This is a genomic window from Bradyrhizobium sp. LTSP885 (genome assembly GCF_000938305.1).
Classification (GTDB): domain Bacteria; phylum Pseudomonadota; class Alphaproteobacteria; order Rhizobiales; family Xanthobacteraceae; genus Bradyrhizobium.
In genome coordinates this window covers 125,123-147,961 of record NZ_JYMT01000010.1, presented here as the reverse complement: position 1 = coordinate 147,961, position 22,839 = coordinate 125,123, and the positions used below count along the sequence as shown (strand labels likewise).

Annotated in this window: 21 protein-coding genes; 9 read left to right on the top strand and 12 right to left on the bottom strand. The window is 64.5% G+C overall.

Annotated elements, in window-relative coordinates; genetic code table 11:
- The 4 genes from UP09_RS06975 to UP09_RS06960 all read right to left on the bottom strand — a co-directional run bounded on the left by UP09_RS06975 (position 1) and on the right by UP09_RS06960 (position 5,140).
- Positions 1-876 carry a branched-chain amino acid ABC transporter permease gene (locus UP09_RS06975; protein WP_044537337.1) on the bottom strand — a complete coding sequence of 292 codons (876 nt, stop codon included), beginning with the start codon at positions 874-876 and terminating at the stop codon, positions 1-3.
- A gap of 94 nt (positions 877-970) precedes the next feature.
- Positions 971-2,194 (bottom strand): ABC transporter substrate-binding protein, encoded by a 1,224-nt coding sequence (locus UP09_RS06970; protein WP_044537336.1) that lies wholly within the window; start codon positions 2,192-2,194, stop codon positions 971-973.
- Positions 2,195-2,806: 612 nt separating this feature from the next.
- The gene (locus tag UP09_RS06965; protein ID WP_044537335.1) at positions 2,807-4,396 is read right to left on the bottom strand and encodes an MDR family MFS transporter; all 1,590 of its coding nucleotides are present in this window, start codon (positions 4,394-4,396) and stop codon (positions 2,807-2,809) included.
- Positions 4,397-4,603: 207 nt separating this feature from the next.
- Positions 4,604-5,140, bottom strand: a complete 537-nt coding sequence (locus tag UP09_RS06960) for a YcgN family cysteine cluster protein (protein WP_044537334.1) — start codon at positions 5,138-5,140, stop codon at positions 4,604-4,606.
- Positions 5,141-5,428: 288 nt separating this feature from the next.
- On the opposite strand from UP09_RS06960, the gene UP09_RS06955 reads away from it, so the two are divergent.
- From UP09_RS06955 to UP09_RS06945, 3 genes are read left to right on the top strand one after another with little or no spacing between them, the layout of a single operon-like run.
- Positions 5,429-7,732 (top strand): transglycosylase domain-containing protein, encoded by a 2,304-nt coding sequence (locus UP09_RS06955; protein WP_044537333.1) that lies wholly within the window; start codon positions 5,429-5,431, stop codon positions 7,730-7,732.
- Between the two features lies 1 nt (position 7,733).
- The gene (locus UP09_RS06950) at positions 7,734-8,312 is read left to right on the top strand and encodes a DUF1214 domain-containing protein (protein ID WP_044537332.1); all 579 of its coding nucleotides are present in this window, start codon (positions 7,734-7,736) and stop codon (positions 8,310-8,312) included.
- On the top strand, positions 8,309-8,929 hold the full coding sequence (locus UP09_RS06945; RefSeq protein WP_044537331.1) for a DUF1254 domain-containing protein: 621 nt from the start codon (positions 8,309-8,311) through the stop codon (positions 8,927-8,929). The genes UP09_RS06950 and UP09_RS06945 overlap by 4 nt, the downstream gene beginning before the upstream one ends.
- Here UP09_RS06945 and UP09_RS06940 read toward each other — a convergent pair.
- Positions 8,926-9,768, bottom strand: a complete 843-nt coding sequence (locus UP09_RS06940; protein WP_044537419.1) for an MBL fold metallo-hydrolase — start codon at positions 9,766-9,768, stop codon at positions 8,926-8,928. The genes UP09_RS06945 and UP09_RS06940 overlap by 4 nt on opposite strands.
- Positions 9,769-9,861: 93 nt before the next feature.
- Between UP09_RS06940 and UP09_RS06935 the strand changes: the two genes are divergently transcribed.
- Positions 9,862-10,716 carry a LysR family transcriptional regulator gene (locus UP09_RS06935; protein ID WP_044537330.1) on the top strand — a complete coding sequence of 285 codons (855 nt, stop codon included), beginning with the start codon at positions 9,862-9,864 and terminating at the stop codon, positions 10,714-10,716.
- Here UP09_RS06935 and UP09_RS06930 read toward each other — a convergent pair.
- A complete protein-coding gene (locus UP09_RS06930) occupies positions 10,713-11,465 on the bottom strand; it encodes a hypothetical protein (RefSeq protein WP_044537329.1) in 753 nt (250 codons plus the stop codon). The two genes, UP09_RS06935 and UP09_RS06930, sit on opposite strands and share 4 nt — an antisense overlap.
- On the bottom strand, positions 11,465-11,659 hold the full coding sequence (locus tag UP09_RS06925) for a hypothetical protein (RefSeq protein ID WP_044537328.1): 195 nt from the start codon (positions 11,657-11,659) through the stop codon (positions 11,465-11,467). Before UP09_RS06925 ends, UP09_RS06930 begins: the two co-directional genes overlap by 1 nt.
- Before the next feature lie 257 nt (positions 11,660-11,916).
- Here UP09_RS06925 and UP09_RS06920 point away from each other — a divergent pair, with 257 nt between their 5' ends.
- Positions 11,917-12,882 (top strand): DUF2336 domain-containing protein, encoded by a 966-nt coding sequence (locus tag UP09_RS06920; protein WP_044537327.1) that lies wholly within the window; start codon positions 11,917-11,919, stop codon positions 12,880-12,882.
- A 3-nt stretch (positions 12,883-12,885) separates the two neighbouring features.
- Here the strand turns inward: UP09_RS06920 and UP09_RS06915 are convergent, their stop codons facing one another.
- Positions 12,886-13,230 carry a DUF1491 family protein gene (locus UP09_RS06915; protein WP_044537326.1) on the bottom strand — a complete coding sequence of 115 codons (345 nt, stop codon included), beginning with the start codon at positions 13,228-13,230 and terminating at the stop codon, positions 12,886-12,888.
- Positions 13,231-13,450: 220 nt separating this feature from the next.
- Here UP09_RS06915 and UP09_RS06910 point away from each other — a divergent pair, with 220 nt between their 5' ends.
- Positions 13,451-15,094: an ankyrin repeat domain-containing protein gene (locus UP09_RS06910; RefSeq protein ID WP_044537325.1), complete on the top strand. Its 1,644-nt coding sequence runs from the start codon at positions 13,451-13,453 to the stop codon at positions 15,092-15,094.
- Between the two features lie 116 nt (positions 15,095-15,210).
- On the opposite strand, the gene UP09_RS06905 is transcribed toward UP09_RS06910, so the two are convergent.
- Both UP09_RS06905 and UP09_RS06900 read right to left on the bottom strand, forming a co-directional pair.
- Positions 15,211-15,957 carry a peptidoglycan-binding protein gene (locus UP09_RS06905; protein ID WP_197082624.1) on the bottom strand — a complete coding sequence of 249 codons (747 nt, stop codon included), beginning with the start codon at positions 15,955-15,957 and terminating at the stop codon, positions 15,211-15,213.
- Complete coding sequence (locus UP09_RS06900; protein WP_044537323.1) at positions 15,950-17,767, bottom strand: sensor histidine kinase; 1,818 nt, start codon at positions 17,765-17,767, stop codon at positions 15,950-15,952. The genes UP09_RS06905 and UP09_RS06900 overlap by 8 nt, the downstream gene beginning before the upstream one ends.
- A gap of 430 nt (positions 17,768-18,197) precedes the next feature.
- Between UP09_RS06900 and UP09_RS06890 the strand changes: the two genes are divergently transcribed.
- Together UP09_RS06890 and UP09_RS06885 are read left to right on the top strand one after the other, a co-directional pair.
- Positions 18,198-18,587 (top strand): DUF5330 domain-containing protein, encoded by a 390-nt coding sequence (locus UP09_RS06890; protein ID WP_044537321.1) that lies wholly within the window; start codon positions 18,198-18,200, stop codon positions 18,585-18,587.
- A 90-nt stretch (positions 18,588-18,677) separates the two neighbouring features.
- On the top strand, positions 18,678-19,109 hold the full coding sequence (locus UP09_RS06885) for a SufE family protein (RefSeq protein WP_044537418.1): 432 nt from the start codon (positions 18,678-18,680) through the stop codon (positions 19,107-19,109).
- A 146-nt stretch (positions 19,110-19,255) separates the two neighbouring features.
- On the opposite strand, the gene UP09_RS06880 is transcribed toward UP09_RS06885, so the two are convergent.
- Together UP09_RS06880 and UP09_RS06875 are read right to left on the bottom strand one after the other, a co-directional pair.
- Positions 19,256-19,669: a Ros/MucR family transcriptional regulator gene (locus tag UP09_RS06880; RefSeq protein ID WP_044537320.1), complete on the bottom strand. Its 414-nt coding sequence runs from the start codon at positions 19,667-19,669 to the stop codon at positions 19,256-19,258.
- Positions 19,670-19,908: 239 nt separating this feature from the next.
- Positions 19,909-20,805, bottom strand: coding sequence for a DUF2892 domain-containing protein (locus UP09_RS06875; RefSeq protein WP_044537319.1), 897 nt, complete (start codon positions 20,803-20,805; stop codon positions 19,909-19,911).
- A gap of 337 nt (positions 20,806-21,142) precedes the next feature.
- Here UP09_RS06875 and UP09_RS06870 point away from each other — a divergent pair, with 337 nt between their 5' ends.
- Positions 21,143-22,792, top strand: a complete 1,650-nt coding sequence (locus UP09_RS06870) for a glycosyltransferase family 39 protein (protein WP_044537318.1) — start codon at positions 21,143-21,145, stop codon at positions 22,790-22,792.
- Positions 22,793-22,839 lie beyond the last annotated feature (47 nt).

Sequence of the window (22,839 nt, the reverse complement as noted above, 5' to 3'; positions counted from 1 at the left end):
TCAGCGCCTCCCCAACAGGCCTTGAGGCCGGATATACATCACGATGACCAGCAGCAGCAGCGCCGGAATGGTGCGGTAGGCCGGCGAGACCAGGTACGCCGTCAAGGTCTCGAGATAGCCGACGACGAAGGCCGCGATCAGCGAGCCGGAGACGCTGCCGAGGCCGCCGAGCACCACGATCGAGAACGCGCTCGCCGTCAGCGGCCCGACGCTGTAAGAGCTGACGCCCAGGAACATGCCGAGCAGCACGCCGGCGATACCGGCAAGGGTGCCGTAGATCCCCCACACCACGACATAGATGCGGTTAAGCTCGAGCCCGAGCAGCGTGACGCCGCGCGGGTTCATCGACGCCGCCAGCACCGCCTTGCCGGTGCGGGTGCGGTTCACCAGCAGCCACAGCAGGCCAATGACGAGGCAGCACACGATCGCGGTGAAGATCTCGTTCCGCGGCGTGCGAACGCCCACGATATTGACGACGCCTTCGACGATCGGCAGCACCGTCTTGGCATTGTTGGTGAAGAAGTAGGCGATCAGTTCCTGGATCATGATCCCCCACAGCAAGGTGCCGGTGAGAACGAAGATTTCCTTCTCCTCGTTGGGGATCCGCCGGGAATTCTGGATCGGCTTCACGACCGCGAAATAGGTCGCGAATGCCATGATCAGCGCGACGGCGACGCCGACCAGCGCGCCGGAATAGGTGTCGAGGTGCAGCACGCTGGCCGCGGCCCAGGCCGCGACCGCTGCGGCCACCATGATGGCACCGTGGGAGAGATTGAGGACACCCGAGACACCGAAGATCAGGGTGAAGCCGGTGGCGCCGAGGGCGTAGAGCGCGCTGATGGCGAAGCCATCGATCAGGATTTGTAACGCAAGCATGTATGACTGGCCGCGGCAGCAGGGCTGCCTGTTGTGGAGGACATCGCAGTGAAGAAAAATGCTCCCGGGAAAAGCCCGGGAGCATTTTCGTCAGCTAGTTCGAGGTGACCTTGACGAAGGCGGGGAACTTGAGCTCGCTCTTGGCGACCTCCTTGGGCCAGACCGCGACCTGCTTGCCACCCTGCCACTGCAGCATCAGCCCGGTGATCAGGCCCTTGCCGTACTTGATCGAATGGGTGAACGGATCGTCCTTGCCGTAGAACTGGATGCGCCCGATGGTGCCTTCCCAATCGGTCTTCTCCAGCGCGTCGACCAGCTTGTCGGCGTCGACAGAGCCGGCACGCTTCACCGCATCGGCGATGTAATAGACCTCGTCATAGGAGGTATAGCCCGCGTAAGACGGATAGTTGCCGTAGCGCTTCTTGAAGTCTTCGGCGAACGGAACCGACTTCGGCGTCACCGCGACGTTCGGACCCGACACGCCCTGATAGAGCACGCCTTCCGCGGCGTCGTTGGTGTCCTTGCCGAAGGTCTCGTTGGTCGCCTGCGAGGAGATGCCGAACATCGGGATCGGCACCTGCTGGTTCTTCCACTGCACCGTCGGCTGCACGCCGACATGCGAAATGCCGGTGATGATGACGTCAGGCTTGGTGCCCTCGATCTTGTTGAAGATCGGCGTGAAGTCGGTGGTGTCAGGCGAGAAGCGGATGTGATCGAGCATCTTGAGGCCGATCTTGGGCAGGCACTCCTCGTAGCCGACGTCGAGCGGCTTGGTCCAGGCGGCGTCCTCGCTCATGACGACCGCTGACGTCATGTGCTTCTGTTCGACCAGCAGCTCCTTGGCGGCGTCGCAGACCGACAGCGCCAGCGCCGCCGAAGTCAGGTAGCCGTGGAAGGTGTACTTGTTCTTGTCATAGTCGGCGTGGACGCTCTTGCTGATCTCGTTGGAGGCCGCACCCGGCGTGACGAACGGCGTCTTCAGGCGCGAGGCCCAGGGTTCGAGCGCCAGCACCACCTCGCTGATGTAGCTTGCGATGACGATGTTGACCTTGTCTTCGTTGACCGCGCGCTGAAACGCGCGCACCGAATCGGCCGAGGACGAGTGATTGTCGTAAGAGACGATCTCGATCTTGCGGCCGTCGATGCCGCCCTTGGCGTTGATCTCGTCGGCGGCCATCTGAGCCGCCTGCGGGATCGACGCACCGGCAATCGCCTGCGCCTCGGCGATCACGCCGATCTTGAGGGTGTCGGCGGCCAGCGCTCCGGTCGGAGCTGCCGCGACCAGCCCCAGGGCTGCGACTCCGGCGAGATGCTGCATCGCATGAAAAGGCACGCGGGATGATCTTTTCACTCTGTTTCACTCCTCGTTTGTCGGCTGCTTCGAGCTCTTGCGCCGCGACTATAGCCGCGACAAAACGCGCAGCAAGTGAAACCGCGCGCAGAGCGCCATGCGAGGAGGCAACTAAAGTAGTGGGTAAAGACTAGGCAGACTTGATGGGCGGACGAGCGAAGCGTCGTTCAACGCAGTCCGTAGGATGGGTAGAGCGGAGCGAAACCCATCATTCATCCCCGCGGCGACATCGATGGGTTTCGCTCCGCTCTACCCATCCTACGATCTCTGAATAGCCGTCGGGACCCCAATCACTGATTTGCCCGACATGGTAAGCCCTCGCGATAAAACTATTTCGGTTATACGCATTTAAAATCAGTGTATGCAAAGCTCGGACAAATCATGTCGCGAGAACGAGAATGTGTGAGTCGCAATCCGCGCAACACTCTCGCTGTCGTCCCTGCGAAAGCAGGGACCCATAACCACCTATGTCGATTATTGCGCGACGCTGGAACGACGAGTCCCGCCTACAAAGTCCGCCGCGGAGTATGGATCCCTGCTTTCGCAGGGACGACACTGTGGGTGCGGCGGGCGACCGCCCTACTCAGCCATCTCCACCTGCGGCGTAACCGAGGGACCAGCCAGTGGCCGCTCCTCCATCGCGATCAGGCAGAGTGCTGCGGTGGTCATCAGCGCGGTGGCGGCGCCGAAGACGTAGCGGAATGCGTGCCGCATGTCGTCGGCTGGGATCATGGGGACTGCACCGGCGCCGTGATGCTCGCCGGCGAGCGGAACGTCGACGCCGAGCGCGATCAGCAGTATCGCCGCGAACGCTGCGACGGTGAACGATGACATCAGCGAGCGGAAGAAATTCATCGCGCCGGTGATGGTGCCGACCTGCGGCCGGGCAACCGAATTCTGCAGCGAAACCACGCAGACCGGGAAGGTCGTGCCGAGCCCGAGTGCGAACGCCGCCATCAGCGTCAGCAGGCCCCACAGCGGCAGCGTGGTGAGCGTGAGGCCCAGCGCACACAACGCGGCCCAGGACGTGCCGATGATGGCGACGCGCTTGTAGTGCTTGGCGCGCGCCATGGTGCGGCCGGCAATCGCCGCACCACAGGTCGAGACCGCCGCGAGCGGGATCAATGCCAGCCCCGCCTCGCTGGCGCTGAGGTGATAGACCGACTCGTAATAAAGCGGGAGCTGCACGGTGAGGCCGGTGATCGCACCGAGCCCGCAGCCGCCAGCCGTCAGCGCGAACGGCGCAACCGATCCCGTCAGCAGCTTCAGCGGCAGGAACGGCTCATCGGCGCGGCGCGCGTGCCAGACGAAAGTGACCGCGAGTACGACAGCCGCGCCAATCATCGACAGCACGGTCGGCGACAGCCAGGGATAGCGCGAGCCGCCCCAGGTCAGCACCAGCATGAACACGACGGCGGAGGCCATCAGCAGCACGCCGCCGAGCCAGTCGACATTGCGCTTGCAGTGGAACACCGGGATCTTCTTCATCTTCGGCAGCAGCAGCGCAAGCGCCGCGGCCGTGAGCGGCAGGTTGATCCAGAAGATCATCGACCAATGCAGATGCTCGGCGAACACGCCACCGATCACCGGCCCGAGAATGCCGCCGGCCATCCAGACGCTGGAGAAATAGGCCTGGTAGCGGCCGCGTTCGCGTGGCGACACCACGTCGGAGATCACGGTCTGGACGACGGGCATGATGCCGCCGCCGCCAAGCCCCTGCAGGCCGCGGGCGAGGATCAGCATGGTCATGCTGGGCGCGATCGCGCACAGCACCGAGCCGACCACGAACAGGCTGAGCGAGGTGATGATCATGACGCGGCGGCCATAGATGTCGCTCAGCGTGCCGAACACCGGCGCCACGGCGGTGGACGCCAGGAGATAGGCCGTGATCACCCAGGAGAGGTTGGTGACGTCGTGGAACTGGCGGCCGATGGTCGGCAGCGCGGTTGCGACGATGGTCTGGTCGAGCGCCGCCAGGAACATCGTCAGCATCAGGCTGATCACGATGGTGCGGACTTCGTCGTGATTGAGCGACACCGGCGGCGCGATCGGCGGCGCATCGCCGACTTCGATCACCTCGCTCGGCAGACGGTTCAACTCGTCGGCAATGTCGTCAGGCAATGTCTGTTGGTCGGCAGGAAAACGGCTCTGCCGTTCATACTTGTTCATTTGAGGCGAAATGCTGCTGCGCGGGCTGATCCCGCGATGGAATCATTCTCTGTTTTGCAATTTAGACAGCAACAGGATGCTGAGGCAGGCCCCTCGGCGCATGGGTGCATCCCACCGGGATATTCTCGCGATGACGTGATCGAGACAGGCGCCAGGACAGGTGCCAAGACTGGCGCCAAGACAGCCGCAACGACAGGCCTTTCGGCGTCACGTCCCGGAGATCTTCTTGGTCACCTTGGGCCGCTTCTTCAGCTGTGCCTGCTTTGGCAGCAGCGCCGGCCAGCGCACGATGTGATCCTCGAGATCGGCATCGTTGACGTCGAGCTCGGTGCCCTGCACCCGGCCGCGCACCGACACCCCGGCTTCATGAACGGTGTTGGGGTCGCCGGAGATCAGGGGGTGCCACCAATAGAGGTCCCGCCCCTCGGCCACCAGGCGATAGCCGCAGCTCGGCGGCAGCCAGTTCAGGGTGCGGACGTTCTCGGGCGTCAGGCGGACGCAATCCGGAACCTTGTCGGAGCGGTTCGGATAGTCCTTGCAGGCGCACAGGCCGGCATCGAGCAGTTTGCAGGAAATATGGGTGAAATAGATCTTGCCGGTGTCCTCGTCCTCGAGCTTCTCCAGGCAGCAGCGTGCGCAGCCGTCACACAGGCTCTCCCATTCGACGCTGGACATCTCCTCCAACGTCTTGGTTTTCCAGAAGAAACCCTCCTGGTCCGACGGGCGCTTGGGCGGTACGGTCATGATTCCCTTAAGACAACGATGTGGTTCTTCTTGGGATGCCGTGGGAGGCCGCGCAAGGGGGTGGTTTTGCGGGGCCGAAAAAGGCCGTGGGCGAAATTAGCCCTCTCATTAAATTCACAAGCCGCGCCATTGGTTTATGGCTCCCGCTCGGATAGAACAGCGACCCGAGTCCCCCATGACGCAAAAGCGCCTTGGGTTTGCTGCAACATCCTAGCAAGACGCTCGCTGGTGCCCGTTAGGGCGCTTGCAGCGCTGTCGAACTGATCAAGGGCCCAGGTAAGTCCCCAAGTGCGCCAGATCCTACCGCCGCATTGGACGCAGAACGTCCGGAACTTCTTTCTGGACCTCGATGCGCGTATCGACTCGACGCTGTTCTCGTCGGGCAAGGGCCTGCGCGAGCTCTACGAGCGCTATTCCACCTTCATGGACCGCTTCTATGTCGGCCGCTGGAAGCGCTGGGTGTTCATCGAGCCGCTGTCGGAAGCCGCCACCATCGGGCTCGGCGGCATGATCCTGATGCTGACGCTCGCGATCCCCGCCTTCCGCGAGACTGCCGACGAAGACTGGCTGAAGAAGTCCGATCTCGCGGTGACCTTCCTCGACCGCTACGGCACCCCGATCGGCAGCCGCGGCATCAAGCATAACGACTCGATCCCGCTGGAGGACTTTCCGGACAATCTGATCAAGGCGACGCTCGCGACCGAAGACCGTCGCTTCTACGACCATTTCGGCATCGACTTTCCCGGCCTGGCGCGCGCGCTCGTCACCAATGCGCAGGCCGGCGGCGTCCGCCAGGGCGGTTCGTCGATCACCCAGCAGCTCGCCAAGAACCTGTTCCTCAACAACGAGCGCACCATCGAACGCAAGGTGAAGGAAGCCTTCCTCGCGATCTGGCTGGAGACGCGCCTCACCAAGAACGAGATCCTCAAGCTCTATCTCGACCGCGCCTATATGGGCGGCGGCACCTTCGGCGTCGACGGCGCGGCGCACTTCTACTTCAACAAATCGGTCCGCGACGTGAACCTCTCCGAGGCCGCGATGCTCGCCGGCCTGTTCAAGGCGCCGACCAAATACGCTCCGCACATCAATCTGCCCGCCGCACGCGCGCGCGCCAACGTCGTGCTCGACAATCTGGTCGATGCCGGCTTCATGACCGAGGGCCAGGTGTTCGGCGCCCGCCGCAATCCCGCGGTCGCGGTCGACCGGCGCGACGAGAACTCGCCGAACTACTATCTCGATTATGCCTTCGACGAGATGCGCAAGCTCGTCGACACCTTCCCGAAATCCTATAACGAGCGCGTCTTCGTGGTCCGCACCTCGATCGACATGAACGTGCAGCACGCGGCCGAGGACGCCATCGAGAACCAGCTCCGCCAGTTCGGGCGCGATTATCACGCGACCCAGGCGGCGACCGTGGTGTCCGATCTCGACGGCGGCATCCGCGCCATGGTCGGCGGACGCGACTATGGCGCAAGCCAGTTCAACCGCGCCGTCGACGCCTATCGCCAGCCCGGTTCGTCGTTCAAGCCCTACGTCTACACCACGGCGCTGCTGAACGGCTTCACGCCGTTGTCGAAGGTCGTCGACGGCCCGATCTGCATCGGCAATTGGTGCCCGCAGAATTATGGCCACTCCTACTCCGGCCTGATCACGCTGACGCAGGCGATCACGAACTCGATCAACGTCATCCCGGTGAAGCTGTCGATCGCCATCGGCCAGAAGGAAAACCCGAAGGCGCCCAATCCGGCGAAGATCGGCCGTGCCAAGATCGTCGAGGTCGCGCGCCGCTTCGGCCTCACCGCGCCGCTGCCCGATACACCGTCGATGCCGATCGGCTCCGATGAAGTCACCGTGATCGAACATGCGGTGGCGTATGCGACCTTCCCAAACAGGGGCAAGGCGGTGACGCCGCATGCGGTGCTCGAAGTGCGCACCGGCGCCGGCGATCTGGTCTGGCGCTGGGACCGCGACGGCCCCAAGCCGCGACAAGCCATTCCGGCGAATATCGCGGCCGACATGGCGGGCATGATGAGCCATGTGGTGAGCGAAGGCACGGCGCGCCGCGCCGCGCTCGACGGCATTCCGACCGCGGGCAAGACCGGTACCACCAATGCCTACCGCGATGCCTGGTTTGTCGGCTACACCGGCAACTTCACTTGCGCGGTCTGGTACGGCAATGACGACTATTCGCCGACCAACCGCATGACCGGCGGCTCATTGCCGGCGCAAACCTGGCACGACATCATGATCACCGCGCATCAGGGCGTGGAGGTCAAGGAGTTGTCAGGTGTCGGCATGGGCCAGAAGCTACCGCAGGCCAATGTCGTGGCGAATGCTGCGCCGCGGGTGCTGGAGACCAAGCCGGGTCCGCCGCCGGTGCTGACCAAGCGCGGCGCTGACATCCTGGTGCGGGTCGAAAAGCTGCTCGACGACGCCGCCAAGACGAATGAAAAGACCACCGGCAAGGCCACGCTGAACGAGCCGGCCAAGACCGGCAAGCCGGAATCCTCGAGCGCGCTGGCCTTCCCGGAAAACTACGTTGCCGCGGCCGGGCCGAACGGCACGACACCTTCTGTGCCACGCAAGAACTGACGTGCGGCTGATCCTCACCACCTTGATGGCGCTTGTCATCGCCACCGCAGTCGGGCTGGGCCTGACCTACGCGACGGCGACGCGCGGCACCGATCTCGGCACGTTGAAGATCGGCGCCTGGACCGCGCGGCCGAAGAACGGCACCTCCGACGTCGACCCCTATTCGCGCGCGACGATCGCCCGCAGCGGCGAACTGCCGATCGGCACCGGCGATGGCATCGCATTCTCGGCGACCACCGATGAGAAGAACAAGCCGCTCGACGGCCGCTGCGACGTCGTCGTCAGCGGCGTGACGCCGGCGGCGCGGTTCTGGACGCTGACGCTGTTCGACCGCAAGGGCCATCTGGTCGCGAACGCGCTGCAGCGCTACGGCTTCACCAGCCAGGAGATCATCCGCGCCTCCGACGGCACCTTCGAGATCCACATCGCCTCGCGCTCGCGCGCCGGCAACTGGCTGCCGACTGGCGGCATCGAGCGCTACGCGCTGATGCTGCGGCTCTACGACACGCCGGTCGGGGTTGCGACCCGCACCCAGCGTGACGCGCCGATGCCCGCGATATCGACGGTGGGCTGCCCATGATCCGCATCGTGTTCACGATCCTCGCGGGCGTGCTGCTTGGCGGCGTGGTGCATCTGGTCAGCGTGCTGGCACTGCCGCGGATCGCCTCGCAGGACGCCTATTCGCGGCTGACGCCGATGACCAAACTCAACGAGGTGACGCAGCTGCCGCTGGCCGATCCGAGCAATTCGCCGATGCCGCTGATGGACCCGGCGTTCGCGGTGGCGATCTGCCGCTACGATCTGTCGACCGGGCCGATCAAGCTCACCGTGCCGGTGAGCCAGGCCTATACATCGGTGTCGTTCTACACCCGCAACGAGGTCGCCTATTACGCCATCAACGACCGCTCCGCCGGCAAGAAGGTGATCGAGCTCGACCTGATGACGGAAGCGCAGCACGACGAGCTGCCGGAAGACGAGGACGTCACCGCCGCCGACCGGCTGATCATCGACTCGCCAACCGCCACCGGACTGATCCTGCTGAAGGCGCTGGCGGCGGAGCCCGGCCTGATGCCGCAGGCGCAGGCCTCGCTCGCGGCCTCGCGCTGCAAGGTGCAGGCCGAGCCTGTAGCCGCCAAGCAGGAGCCGCCGCCCCAGCCCGCTCCCTCACCACCGCCGCCTCCGGCGCGCAAGCGCTAGGCGGCGGCCGCCGCGTGACGTCCGCAGCGGCAATTTTCATAATCGACGGGATCATGGCTGTTGACGATCGTGACGGTGTCGCCATGCGCCGCCTTCAACGCCCGCAGCCGCTCCTGGTTCTGGACGCGGGTCGCGCGATCCATGTCGGCGCGGCGCTGGAAGATACCGAGCACGAACGGGACCCGCGGCTTTGCCGCGATCTGGGCGTGATAGAAATAGGCGTCGCCGGCATGCAGCAGCCATTTGCCGCCGTTGCGCACAGCGATCCCGCAATGGCCGAGCGTATGTCCCGGCAACGGGATCATCAGGATGTCGGGCTCGCGGTCGCCGAGCGCACGTACGCCCTGGAAGCCGAACCAGTTCTCGCCGCCTTGGCCATAGAACGCCCAGTCCGGCCCGTGCTGCCACTGCGCCGTGATGTAGCGGCCGACCGGCGGCGCAATCTGATGCGTGACCGCCATCTCGTATTCCTTGCGATGGACGTGAACCTTGGCCTTCGGAAAGTCCGGCACGCCGCCGGCATGGTCGCGATCGAGATGCGTCAGCAGCAAATGGCGCACGTCGTTCGGAGAGAAACCCAATGCCTTGATCTGCTGGACCGCGGTCTCGGCCGGGTCGAGCCGCGGTGTGGTCTGGCGCACCCATTTGCGCCCCAACCGCGGCGGATCGGCGATATCGCCGAGACCAATGCCGGTATCGACCAGCACGAGGCCGTCATTGCTCTCGACCAGCAGGCAATGACAGACCATCCGTGCTCGCCGGAAGATACTGCCGGTGCCGTTCACAAACCGCTGTCCGATCGGGCACATCGTGCCGGTGTTGAGATGGTGGACGCGCATGACAAAGCCCTCTGCTGAGATCAGCGCTTGGCTTGCCATCCGCCGTATCATAGGTAAAATATTGTCTAGCTATCTCCTCGATAGGACAGGCCTATGGATATCCGCGAACTCCGCTATTTCGCGGCGGTGTACAGGGAGCGCAACCTGACCGCCGCCGCCAAGCGCTGCTTCATCTCGCAGCCGTCGATCTCGGCTGCGATCACCCATCTCGAGGCCGAACTCGGCACCACGCTGTTCATCCGCCACAAGAAGGGCATGGCGCCGACCGAGTCCGCCGCGCAATTCCACAGCGTCGCACGCCGCATCATCGACGAGGCAGACGCCGCCCGGAACCTGTTCCGCAAGCCTGCAACCCAATGCGCGCTGACGCTCGGCCTGATGCGTACGCTCGATCAGGCACGAACGATCGCACTGCTGAAGCCGCTGACCGGCAAACCCGATCTCGCGCTGCGGCTGGTCGGGGCCAACGAGAAGGCCGATGCGCGGATCGTCTCGAAGACCATCGTCGGCGCCGGCGAGCATTTCATCCCGCTGTGGACCGAGCGTTACGTGGCGGCGCTGCCGCCGGCACATCCGCTGACGCTCAAGGACAAGCTCCGGACCTCCGACTTCGCCGGCGTGCCGATGATCGATCGCTGTCACTGCGAGCAGCAGGAGTTCTTCCGTCGCGCCGCACCGCCGCGCAAGCCGGTGGCGATCGCGGAATCGGAGGAGTGGGCAATGGCACTGGTTGCGGCCGGGGTCGGAGTCGCGATCGTCCCCGAAGGGGTGGCGCGCGGCAATCCCGATGTCGCGGTGCGCCCGATCGAGATCGATGTGACGCGCCAGGTCGGGCTCGCCTATTCCTCGGGCCGCCCGCCGTCGGACGCGCTGAAGAAGTTCATTGCGACGTTGCCGCGGCAACAGACGAAAACCAGACCAGCGGCGTTGAAAGCGAAGCGAGCCTAGCCCTTCGACACCACCGCGTGGCCTGCGACCGGCGCAGAGGCAATCGGCGGATTGGCCGTGAGCCGGGCGAGCTCGCCGATCTGGCGGTCGGCGTCGGCCGCCATGCTGTCGGGCGCCTGGATCACCAGCCGCTCCAGCGCCCAGCGATAGGACGAGATCCGCCGCTCCAGGCTTTCCTGGACCCACTGCACGATCAGCGTGTTCTCTTCCATGCGCGCGGTCGCATCAGTGCGCTCGCGCGGCGACAGGTCCGAGATCATGGTGAGGCTGGTATTGCGCTTGCGGTCGAGTTCGATCACCCGGATCGCCGTGGCGAAGAACGGCTCGAAGCGGGTGATGTCGTCGCGGACGTGATCGATCAGGAGCGAGTAACGCGAGGCAAACGAGCGATGCGGCTCGTCGATCAGGTTGCGGCCATAGGCCGTGCGATCGAACACCACCTTCTGGCGCCACGGCGACGGCAGCGTCTGGTAATCGCCGAACACACTCTTCCATGCCGGGCGCGACAGCGGCGGCTCGATGAACTGGTAGGCGAGATCGCGCAGTTGTCGCTCATTGTCAGTGAGTTGGAACTGCGAGGCCTTCATGCCGATACTGCCGGTCGCCTCGGCGCCGAGCCAGCGATGCATGTCGTCGTTGCGAAGATCGCTACGGGTGCGGCCGAAATCGCCACCGCTGCAGCCGCCAAGCGCGGCGCCTGCCAACAGCAGCATCAGCGCCGGGAATGGCCGCCGATCAGTGATCCGCATCAGGAGCGCCGACGGCGACGGCGTCCAGGTGCTGTCCCCTCTTCCGGTCCGCGACCACCGCCGGTTTCATCGGCGGCACGCTCGATCCGAACGACGGGAAGGATCAGCACGGTCCCCATGCTTTCGCCGGCGACCTCCATCATGCTCGGCCGCCGCGTAGCCGCATCCGCCGGAAATTCAATGATGGTGCCCATGTTCCGTTCTCTCTGGCGCACGGGACATGATTTGCCCTGCGACGGCCTGAGTTAAGAACGCGTATGGTTAATGACATCTTAAACCGCTGACACGGGCGGTTACGGATGTGGCGCTGTGCCCTATTTGACACGCGCAAATTGCAGCATTCGCCTTCACGGCTTGTTTTCCTTAACCAGCTCTTAAAGCAGCCTGCGTAGGCTCGCTTTCACAAGGTTTTCAAACTCGAATCGATATCCAAGTCGCGTACACGCCTCAGATGAGCGCTGCTCCACCATTTCCGGGTCTCGATGGGTTGTTGACGCTCTCGCGCCGCGAGGGCGTCGACATTCGCCCCACGCTGCTGCGTGTACTGACAGACCTTTACGTGCAGGCAAGCGCCCACTCCGCCGACGAGGAGCGACAGTTCGTCGAGCTGACATCCCGCCTGATCGACGAGGTCGATGACGCGACCCGCGCCGCGGTGCGCGCGCGGCTGTCGATCTATCCGGCAACACCGGTCCAAATCCTGGATAAGTTCGGGCTGAGGCGCGCCGATCCGCACCACCCGATGCCCGCGGCCTCACCGATACCTGCTCCCGCGTCTCCTACCCCGTCGGTCAGAGTGCCAACGGAGGCGGAGTTGCGGATGGCAGCGAGCCTGGCGATGCGGCCGAACGATGCCGCCGAAATCTCCGACATGTTCTTTGCCGCCAGCGCCAGCGAGCGCGCGCAGATCCTGCACAATCTGGAGGAGACGCCGCTGAAGGCCGCCGCGCGGATTCCTTCCGCCCGCGCCGCACGCGCAATCCATATCCTGGAGATGGCCGCGTTTGCCGAGGACATCGAGAACTTCACGCTCGAACTCGGCGATGCGCTGATCCTGCCAACGCGGATCGCAGCACAGGTCGTGGACGATGCCGGCGGAGAACCGCTCGCCTGCGCGATGCGCGCGCTCGAAATGTCCGGCGCCGCGTTCCAGCGCATCCTGATGTTTCTCAATCCGGAAGCCGGGGCGTCGGTCAACTATGTCTATCGGCTGTCGCGGCTCTACGATCGCCTGAGTGAGCGCTCGGCGCTCGTAATACTGGCGGCATGGCGCGGTTCGACCATGGCGGTCGCGCGCGCCAAATTCCGCTCCTCGCTGTATGACGACGAGCGTCAGCGCGTGCGAGCGGCTGCGTCGCAGACGCGCCCGGCGGTGCAGCCCGGCAGCGCGCCTGCCGTCCGCAGTCAGAAGTCCTGAAAGCTAATTCTTCGCGAGATCGAGAAAATGCCGCCCGGCGCGATCCTCGGTTTCGACGATCCACGCGTCCGGATCGAAGCGGACTTCCTTGGCCAAGCGCTCGTCGATGGATGGCTCGGGCACCGGCTGCGGTGCAATCGGTAAAAACAGCCGCTCAGCCGGTCGGCTGTCGTCATAGACGGTCTGTGGTGCGGGCGCATAGAGCATCGCGTTGCCGTCCATCAGCGCCACTTTGACGAACACGGCACCGGCCTCCTCCGCGCCCCTCCTGGAGACGGCGCCGAAGACACCTTCAGTCTGGCAGCGGCGCAGATAGGCAGCCACCCAAATGCTCGATTTCAATCGCATGCGCCGATCCTATAGGCCAGCAGCACAGCTCCGTCCAATCGTCGACGGCAACCTCGCCGGTTGACCGCCGCGTCAGCCACTCGTATCCTTGAGGTCGCGGTACAAGCCGCACCCGGGTCCACGGGAAGGGTCGAACCCACTTGTAGCGACTGAGCGGCCAATCCAGCCTTTGTGCAGCCGGTTTTGTGGACCATCGGCGATCCATGCACGGAGGTTTTCCATGGACCGGTCGCCCGCGCGATTGAATCTCGAACATCTGAAGAAGCAGGCCAAGGAGCTTATTCGCCTTTACCGGCGACAGGCCCCGGAGGCCCTTGCCCGTTTCCGGCATACGCTGCCGGTGGCGGCCGGACGCAGCGACACCGAGATCGCCGCGCTCAATCTTCGGCTCCACGACGCGCAGTCCTGCGTGGCGCGCGATCTTGGTTTCGCCTCGTGGCAGGACCTGAGACGCTACGTCGAGGCGCAATCGCCGCCCGGCAAGAGCAAGGACGAGCGCGTGTTGCGTTGGCTCCAGCTGGTCTACGAGGGCGACACTGGCGGCACCACCAATCGCGCCCATCCGCGGGTGGCCGCGCGGATGCTTGCCGAAGACCCCGATCTCGCCGCTGACGATCCCTATATCGCCTGCGCCATTGGCGATGAAGACAAGGTACGACAGGCCGCGGCTGATGATCCCGCCTGGGTCAATCGTCCGGGCGGGCCGCTGAAATTGCCGCCACTCGTCGCCGTCACGCATTCCAGCCTGCTGAAGATTCCGGAGTTTTGTGCGCGCCTGCATCGCTGTGCGCGCCTTCTGCTGCGGGTTGGCGCCGATCCCAATCAGCACATCAGCAGCCGCTGGCCGCCGGGCTCACTGAGCGAGCCCGACGATAGCAATCCGCTGTCGGCGCTTTATGGCGCGGCCGGGCGCAACCACGATCTGGAGCTGACGAAGCTGCTGCTCGAAGCGGGCGCCAATCCCGATGACAACGAGTCGCTGTATCATTCGCTGGAGGCCTTCGTAACCACAAGCGTTCTGCTCGAGCATGGCGCTCGCATCGCGGGCACCAACGCGATGTACAAGGTGCTCGACGGCGAGAACGTCGCCGCGCTTGAATTGCTGCTGCGGCACGGCGGCGATCCGAACGAGCCCGCCGGTAACGCGCCGCTGACTGAATGCGGCTCGCCCCTGATGTGGGCGATCCGGCGGCGACGGTCGCGCCGTTGCATCGCGACCTTGCTTGACGCCGGAGCAAATCCGTCCATCACGACGCCCAACGGCCTCACCGCCTACAGGTTCGCGCTGCAATTCGGGCTGACCGACGTCGCCGACCTGCTGCGCCAGCGAACCGGTGCCGAGGCGCTTCCCGACGACGAGCGGTTCGTTGCCGCTTGCGCCAGCGGCGATGAGCGCGAAGCGCGCCGCATCCAGGCCGAACGACCCGACCTTCCTGGCGCACTTTCAGCTCAGCAGTTGCGTCTACTTCCCGAGCTCGCCGCGGCAGGTGATGGTGCCGGCGTACGGCTGATGGTCCGGCTCGGCTGGCCCATCACGGCGCGCGGCGGCGACTGGGATGCATCGGCGCTCAATCATGCGGTGTTCCGTGGCGATGCCGGATTGACGCGATTCCTGCTTGAGCACGGCGCACGATGGACGGAGCAGCACGGCTTCGGCGACAACGCATCCGGCAGCCTCTCATGGGCGTCCTGCAACGAGCCCGTCGAAGGCGGAGATTGGGCCGGCTGCGCGCAGGCCTTGCTCGATCACGGCATGCCCCGCGCCATTCCGGATCACGACGATCCGGAATGGATCCTGATTGGGGGGCGCAAGAAGATGTTCTCCGACGACGTCAGAGAGGTGCTGCTTGGGGAGATCGCCTGAAGACGCCCTTAGCTCGTCATGCCCGGGCTTGTCCCGGGCATCCACGTCTTCGCTACCGATCGCAAGAAAGACGTAGATGGCCGGGTCAAGCCCGGCCATGACGGAGGAGGATGAAGTTAGTCGATCGGATGGCCGATCATCACGGTGAGCTCGTGGACAAGGCGGTCGGACATCTGTCCGGTCACCGGCAGCTTGCGCGCACGCTCGAACTTGGCGATCGCGGCCTGCGTGTCCGCTCCGATGGCGCCGGTTGGCTTGAGCTGGCCATAGCCGTATTCGGTCAGCGCGCGCTGGACCGCCGCGATCTTCTTTCCGGCCGCGTTCAAATTCGAGGTCGGGATCGATGCCGGCGGACGCAAAACGTTGGACGGCGCCGCAACGGGCGCCGCGCTGGTCGATTTCATCACCAGGCTGGTCATGGGATCAAAAGGCTTGGGATCGGAAGGCTTGGCGTCGGACGATTTGGCTTCCACCGATTTGGCCTCGACCGGCTTCATCTCCACCGGCTTGGTCTCAGCCGGTTTCGGCTGCTCGGTGACTACAGGCTCGACCGGCCGTGCGGCTTCGATCGGCCGCGGACGCGGGATCGGGCTGGCGATGGCTGCGACCGGAGCCGGCGGAGGCAGTGTGACAACGGAACCGCCGAACATCGGCGACGGATGGCGGCCCGCTTGCAGGAACAGCGCGTTGGTCAGGATCGCGACAATGGCAGCCGCGGCCAGAACACCCGCGACCATGTCCTTCGGGCTGTGCAACAACACGCGCAGGGCGAGACCGCGTTCTGCCTCGGCCTCGATCGCCACCGCCTTGGCGCCGCGGCGACGCCGTGGCGTTTCATCATCGTCCAAAGTCTGTCTAGGCACTTTTCTTCACCTGATGGGCTTGCTCTTGTAGTCCGGACCGCAACGCCGGCTTCAGGGTCGAGACATTGCTTGATGGTTCGGCCTCTACCTGCGGCGTGAACGCCAGCGGCAGCGCGACCGACACGGTGGTGCCCTCGCCGACCTTGCTCTCCACGTTCAACTCGCCATGGTGGAGACCGACCAGCCCCTTCACGATCGAGAGGCCGAGACCTGTGCCCTCATGCCGGCGCTGGTAGGTCTTGCCGGCCTGGAAGAACGGATCGCCGATCCGCTTGAGGTCATCAGCCGCAATGCCGACCCCGGTGTCCGAAACACGCAGCAACAGCCGCGATCCCTCGACCGCCGCCGATACCGTCACCTTGCCACCGCGCTCGGTGAACTTGATGGCGTTGGAGACGAGATTGAGCAGGATCTGCTTGAACGCGCGCGGATCGCCGTTCACGACCGGCAGCTCATCGGGGACGCGGGTCACCAGATCGACGCCGTTCTCGCGCGCCTTGAGCGCCAGCAAGTTGCAGCAATTGAGCAACGCCGGCCGCGGCGCGAACGGCTCCGCGGAAATCTCGAAATTGCCGGACTCCATCTTCGACATGTCGAGGATGCCGTTGACCACCGACAGCAAATGCTGCCCGGAGTCGTTGATAAGTTGCGCATACTCCTTGCGGCGCGCGGCATCGAGCCCGAGGACGTCCTCCTGCGTGATCATCTCCGAGAAGCCGATGATGGCATTGAGCGGCGTCCGCAATTCGTGGCTCATGGTGGCCAGGAAGCGCGTCTTCGACGCATCCGCCTGTTCGGCGGCCGTTCGTGCCAGCTCCAGCGCCTGCTCCTGCACCTTGCGATCGGTGACATCACGGATCACGGCGACGACCTCGGCTTCGCCTTGGGTCTGATCGAGCGGACGGCAGCGCATCTCGGCCCAGATGAACTCGGCGGCGGCGGTCTGGCCCCGCGCAGTATCGCGGCGCAGGCGGAATTCGACGCTGCGCGACTCGCCGCCGCGTGCGGCATCCGACAGCGCGGTAAGGTAGGCCGGCCGATCGGCGACGTGAACGCGGTCGAACAGGCCGTGGCCCAGCAGCCGCGATGCCGATGCACCGAGCATGATCTCGGCCGCCGGCGAAATGAAACACACCGCACCGTTGCGGCTGTGCCGCGACAACACGTCGCTCATATTGTGCGCAAGCAGGCGATAGCGCTCTTCCTCGACATAGAGCAGCGCCACGCTGGTGCGCGCCAGCGACTCCGCGCCAAAGGCGAGCCCGGCCGCATAGAATGTCGCCGACACCACGCCGAAGCCGGCCAGCATCCCGTTCGCCGCGATGCCGGGATCGGCCGCCGGCAGGACGTGGTAGAATCCGAGCACGGTCAGCAGCGCGGCGCAGATCATCGCCAGTGCGAACGCAAATGCGACCACGCGCCTGGAGGCCGATAGCGCCGCCTCGATCGGAATCACCACGAGCCATACGGCCGCGAACGAAGCTATTCCGCCGGTCGTGGCCGCGATGGTCATCACGAGACCGGCGAGCGCCAGCGACGACAGCAGATGCGCGCCGTCATAGCGGCCGGTGCGCGACAGGAACCATGACAGCAGGATCGGTGCGATCAGCCAGGCGAACGCCGCGGCCTCAATCGCCGAGGGCGCGCCGCGCATCGCAAGATAGGCCGGGAAGGCCGCGAACGCCGCCAGGCTGCCGAGCAGCCGCGGCGCCATGAAGGCGCGATGGCGTGCACGTGTCAGCGCATCATAGCGTGCCGACGGGTGCAGCAGCGCATCGAGGCAGTCGCGGATCAGACTCAAAACACTCACAGCACTCGCGCCTCGGCTTGATCGTCAGACAGACGCGCCGGAACGCCTCCTTGGTGATTACGGGCCAACGTGTCAGAGCGAACTTAAGCGAACGCTAAGGCCCGGCCGCCCGCCACTAAACACCGTGCATTCGCCAGGCTTTGGCGCGTTGTCGGCCGGCCATTTGTCGGGGATGGTGAACGACAGGTTTCCGGATGTGATGATCTATGGTTTCGAAATGGTGGACGTGGCGCACGCCGCAGATCCGGACCGCCGGGACGCTATCAATCGAAAATTTACGCCGAATCAAATCAGGCGCATTTTCAGCGATTTTTCGCCGATTTTACCTCAATGCAGATACTTCCGATTTATCGACCGATGCTACTCCTGAGCCAACTGCGGCATCGACCGCTATGAAGCAAAAGACAAGATAGACGACCGGGATCGCGCCATGTTTTTCCTGCTCCGAATGGCATTCTGGCTCGGGCTCGTGCTCGTGCTGCTGCCGAGGGACAAAACACCTGAAACGGACAAGACGCCGCAGATCAGCGCGTCGGAAGCGGTGTCGGCCGCCACCGCGGCCGTTGGTGACATGGGGCAGTTCTGCAAGCGTCAACCCGCCGCCTGCGAGGTTGGCGGCCAGGCCGCCACGGCAATCGGCCTGCGCGCGACCGACGGTGCGCGCAAGCTCTACAAGATCATCACCGACAAGAAGGCGCCCGACCACACCGGTTCGATCATCGGCGACGATACAGACGCATCGTCTGCACTTGCTGCGTCTCGCGATACGCTGACCGCGGACGATCAGGCGATCGAATTCCGCCAGCCGCCGACGCCGTGACGGTAAATTAAGCGCGGAACCGGTTCCATTTTCGTCGCTTTGGCAGCTCGGCTTCCTATATAAGCCCGTGAGAATGGGATGCGGGCCGAGATGACGACGATCGACGAAATCAGGGACAATTTTACGCTGCTCGACGAGTGGGACGACCGCTATCGTTACGTGATCGAGCTCGGCCGCACGCTCGAACCCTTGCCCGAGGCCGAACACTCAACCGAAAACAAGGTGCAAGGCTGCGTCAGCCAGGTCTGGCTGTCGAAGCGGATCGATCGCGATGCCAATGGCCAGCCACGGCTGAACTACCTCGGCGACAGCGACGCCCATATCGTACGCGGGCTGGTCGCGATTGTGCTGACGCTCTATTCAGGCCACACGCCGCAGGATATCCTGTCGAAGGATGCGATTGCGCTGTTCGACGAGTTCGGCTTCCGCGACCACCTCACCCCGCAGCGCTCCAACGGCCTGCGGTCGATGGTCGAGCGTATCCGCACCGATGCGCGCGAGGCGTTGGCCTCGGCGTCGTAACTCCGAAGTTTAGGACATGTCGTTCCGGGGCGCGAAGCGAGCCTCAGATGCGCAATTGCGCATCGGGGAACCTCGAGATTCTCAGGTGCGCAATTGCGCACCATAGTTCGATGCTAACGCATCGCCCCGGAATGACGCGGCTAAATTTACTTCTTCTTCCGCGCCTGCTGGCCCAGCCCCATCTTCTTGGCGAGCTGCGAACGCGCCACGGCATAGTTCGGCGCCACCATCGGATAGTCGGCCGGCAGGCCCCATTTGTCGCGATATTGCTCGGGCGTCATGTTGTACTGCGTGCGCAAATGTCGCTTGAGCGATTTGAAGCGTTTGCCGTCTTCGAGACACACCAGATATTCCGGCGTGATCGACTTCTTGGTGGATACCGCGGGCTTCGCCGGCTCGAGCGGCGCATCAGTGCGTCCGGTCGAAACGCGCATCAGCGCGGCGTGGACCTGGCTGATCAGGTTGGGAATGTCCGAGGCCGGCGTCGGGTTGTTGCTGAGATAGGCCGACACGATGCTGGCGGTCAGCTCGACCGGGCTCTTGCCTGAGGTATCGGACATGGCTCAACCTTCCCGTGGTATCGAAGGGCGCAACGTGGTGCGCCGACCGGACAGTATCCGACCGCGACAATACACCGGCAGAATCCCGCACTACTTCGCGAATATGAGTGGATTACAGCACATCTGACAACAACGGCAGTGCTCTATTTTTAAGACAAGAGCGCCGCAAGTATCGCCCAGAATGTTGTTTTAACGCGTCTTCTTCACGCGAACCGGTATCCACATCGCTTGAAAACGCGCTAGGGGCGCTGCTCCAGATGCGACCTGAGTTCGTCAATGGAGGCAAAGCGCATCATGCCCTCGGGCATCTGCGCTTCGATCGACCCGTCCGAATACAGCGAATAGGCCATGCCATCCACGATGCCCGATTTGAGGACGGTCACCGGAGGCTGCTCCTGCGGCACCGGCGGATGGCCGGGCGAAGGCGCGGCGCCCTGCCCCCCTTGTTGGGCCCCTTGGGCCTCGCTGAAGGTCGACGGCGTGCGTGCAGTTCGGCGCGGAGCGACGTCGACCGACCTCGGCCGTTCCGCTTTCGGCCAGGCATCGTCGAAGCTGACAGGGGCAGGCTCGCTCGCCGCCGCCGGGTTAGGGCGCAACTCGGGCGACAACAGATCAGGAGATAGCGGCTCGGCGCCACGCGCCTGGGCCCGCTCGCGCTCCTTCCGCGAGCTGGAGGAGAACAGCAGGTTACGCCGCTTGGTCGGCGCCTCTGGCTGAGCTGCCGCGGGTACGGGTGGCGGCACCTCGCTCGATACCCCGCGCTGGGTCGCCTCCTCATGCCAGGGGGCCGCGGGCGGCGCAATCGGCGGAGGTTCGGCATCGTGCGGGTCCCGAGGAAACAGAGAGCCGCCCTCGGCGGGCGGAGTATTGCGCGGGGAAGTTGCAGAACCGGCCGCCGGCCGCGGGAACTCGGGTCGTGCGCCGGCGGCAGCCGGGCCGAGCCGGCTGGCAATCTGCTGGAGTTCCCGGACGGCCGCGGCCAGCGCAAGCACGATCGCACCGCTGCACACGCCGGTCACGCCCGTTACGATCAACGTGCTGCCGACGCTGAATTCCTTGTAGGGAATTCCAAGGCCGATCGCCGCCAAGCCCGCTACGACCAGGCCTGCGCCGACGACCAACAGAGCAACCATCATCGAACTAACCCCCGGACGACCCGCCTGAAATCGGCGCAGCCGCCAACGCCACGATACCGTCATATTATCCACATCGCCAACCGCCAATTGTGGACAGAGTTCCCGAAAATCTGGTTCCGCGCGGCATTGTCCGCCGGCCTCCGCGGTCGATTCCGGTCTTCCGAGCAGTCATTCCCGTAAATCTACTGACGACGAATTGCTGCCAATTTATTGCAACGCACCGGGGGAATTACGCCACAATTGCCAATTACTTGGACGTGGAACTGCGCTATATGGACGCCGGGGAATGAGGCCCTAAAGCGCCAACTGGGCCACAGGGACGCCGGTACCGCTAGCCATGTCATCTATCACGACGTCTGCCATCGATACGCCTGCGCGGCGCTCGGTGGAGAAGACCTGCGACGATCTCGCCCTCCTCGCTCTCGGCGTGGTTGCTTTGATCGCCGGTCTTACATTTCGCGACTACGGATTGGGCTGGGATGATTACACCCACGCCGAATATGCCGATTTGTTGCTGCGCATGTACGGTTCCGGTTTCAAGGACACCGGCGCGCTGTCATTTGCCAACCTCTATATGTATGGCGGCGGCTTCGACATGGCCGCAGCACTGCTGCACAAGATCATTCCGCTCGAACTGTTCGAGACCCGCCGCCTGCTTGGCGCGATCGTCGGTGTGATCGGGCTTGCGGTCACCTGGCGGTTGGCGCGGCGCGTCGGCGGCCCGCTGGCCGGGCTTGCCGCGCTCCTGCTGCTGGCGCTGTGCCCGACCTTCTACGGCCACATGTTCATGAACCCCAAGGATGCGCCGTTTGCCGTGGCAATGGTGATCCTGATCATGGGCCTGGTCCGCCTCGCCGAAGAATATCCGTCGCCCTCGCCGCGCACGGTCCTGCTTGTCGGATTCGGCGCCGGCCTTTCGATCGGCTGCCGCGTGCTTGGCGGGCTCGCGCTGATCTACGCGGTGATCGGCTTCATCCCGCTGTGGATCGAGGAATTCCGCAAGCAAGGCCCGCGCGAGGCGGCACACCGCTTTGCGCATGTGGTCTACGTGCTGCTGCCGGGCCTCGCATTCGGCTATCTGGTGATGGGCCTGATCTGGCCCTGGTCGATCATGGAGCCCGGGCATCCGTTCGAAGCGGTGACCTACTTCTCGCACTTCTTCGAGAAGCCGTGGAAGGAGATGTTCGACGGCGCGCTGGTGTCGGTGCCGGACATGCCGTGGTCCTATCTGCCGACGCTGTTCGCGCTGCAGCTCCCGGAGGTGCTGCTGATCCTGCTCGCCGCCGCGGTCGTCGTCACGCTGATGTCGTTGTCACGCAAGGACGTGCCGGCACGGCGCAAGACCGTCATGCTGATGCTGACGCTGGCGGCGACGCTGCCGCTCGTCATCGCGATGGTGAAGCGGCCGGCGCTCTACAACGGCATCCGTCATTTCATCTTCGTGATTCCGCCGATGACCGTATTGGCCGGCGTCGCATTCGGGCGCGGCATGAACTGGCTTGGCGAGAACCGCCGCGCCTGGCAGCCGGCCGCAGTCGCGGTGTTCGCGTTCGGCCTGTTGCTGCCGCTCAGCGAGATGATCCGGCTGCATCCCTACCAGTACACGCACTTCAACCACATCGCCGGCACGGTGCGCACCGCCGACAACTACTTCATGCTGGACTATTGGGGGCTGGCGTTGAAGCAGGCTTCCGACGAACTGCGTGAGCAGTTGGCCGAGCGGCAGGAAGCCCCGCCGCATGACCGCAAGTGGAAAGTTGCGGTCTGCGGGCCGCAACGTCCGGCCCAGGTCGCGCTCGGTTCCGATTTCACGATCGGCTGGGACAGCCACGCCGCCGACTTCGCGATGACGCTCGGCGAGTTCTACTGCAAGGGCCTTGCCGCGCCTGTGATGGTCGAGATCAAGCGCGATGACGTCGTGTTCGCCCGTGTCTACGATATCCGCGGCCGCAGCATCTCGAGCCTGCTCGCGATTCCGGCGCCGTAAGGCGCGACGGCCCCTGAGTAATTGATCGCCGCTCTGCGCAATGTTGG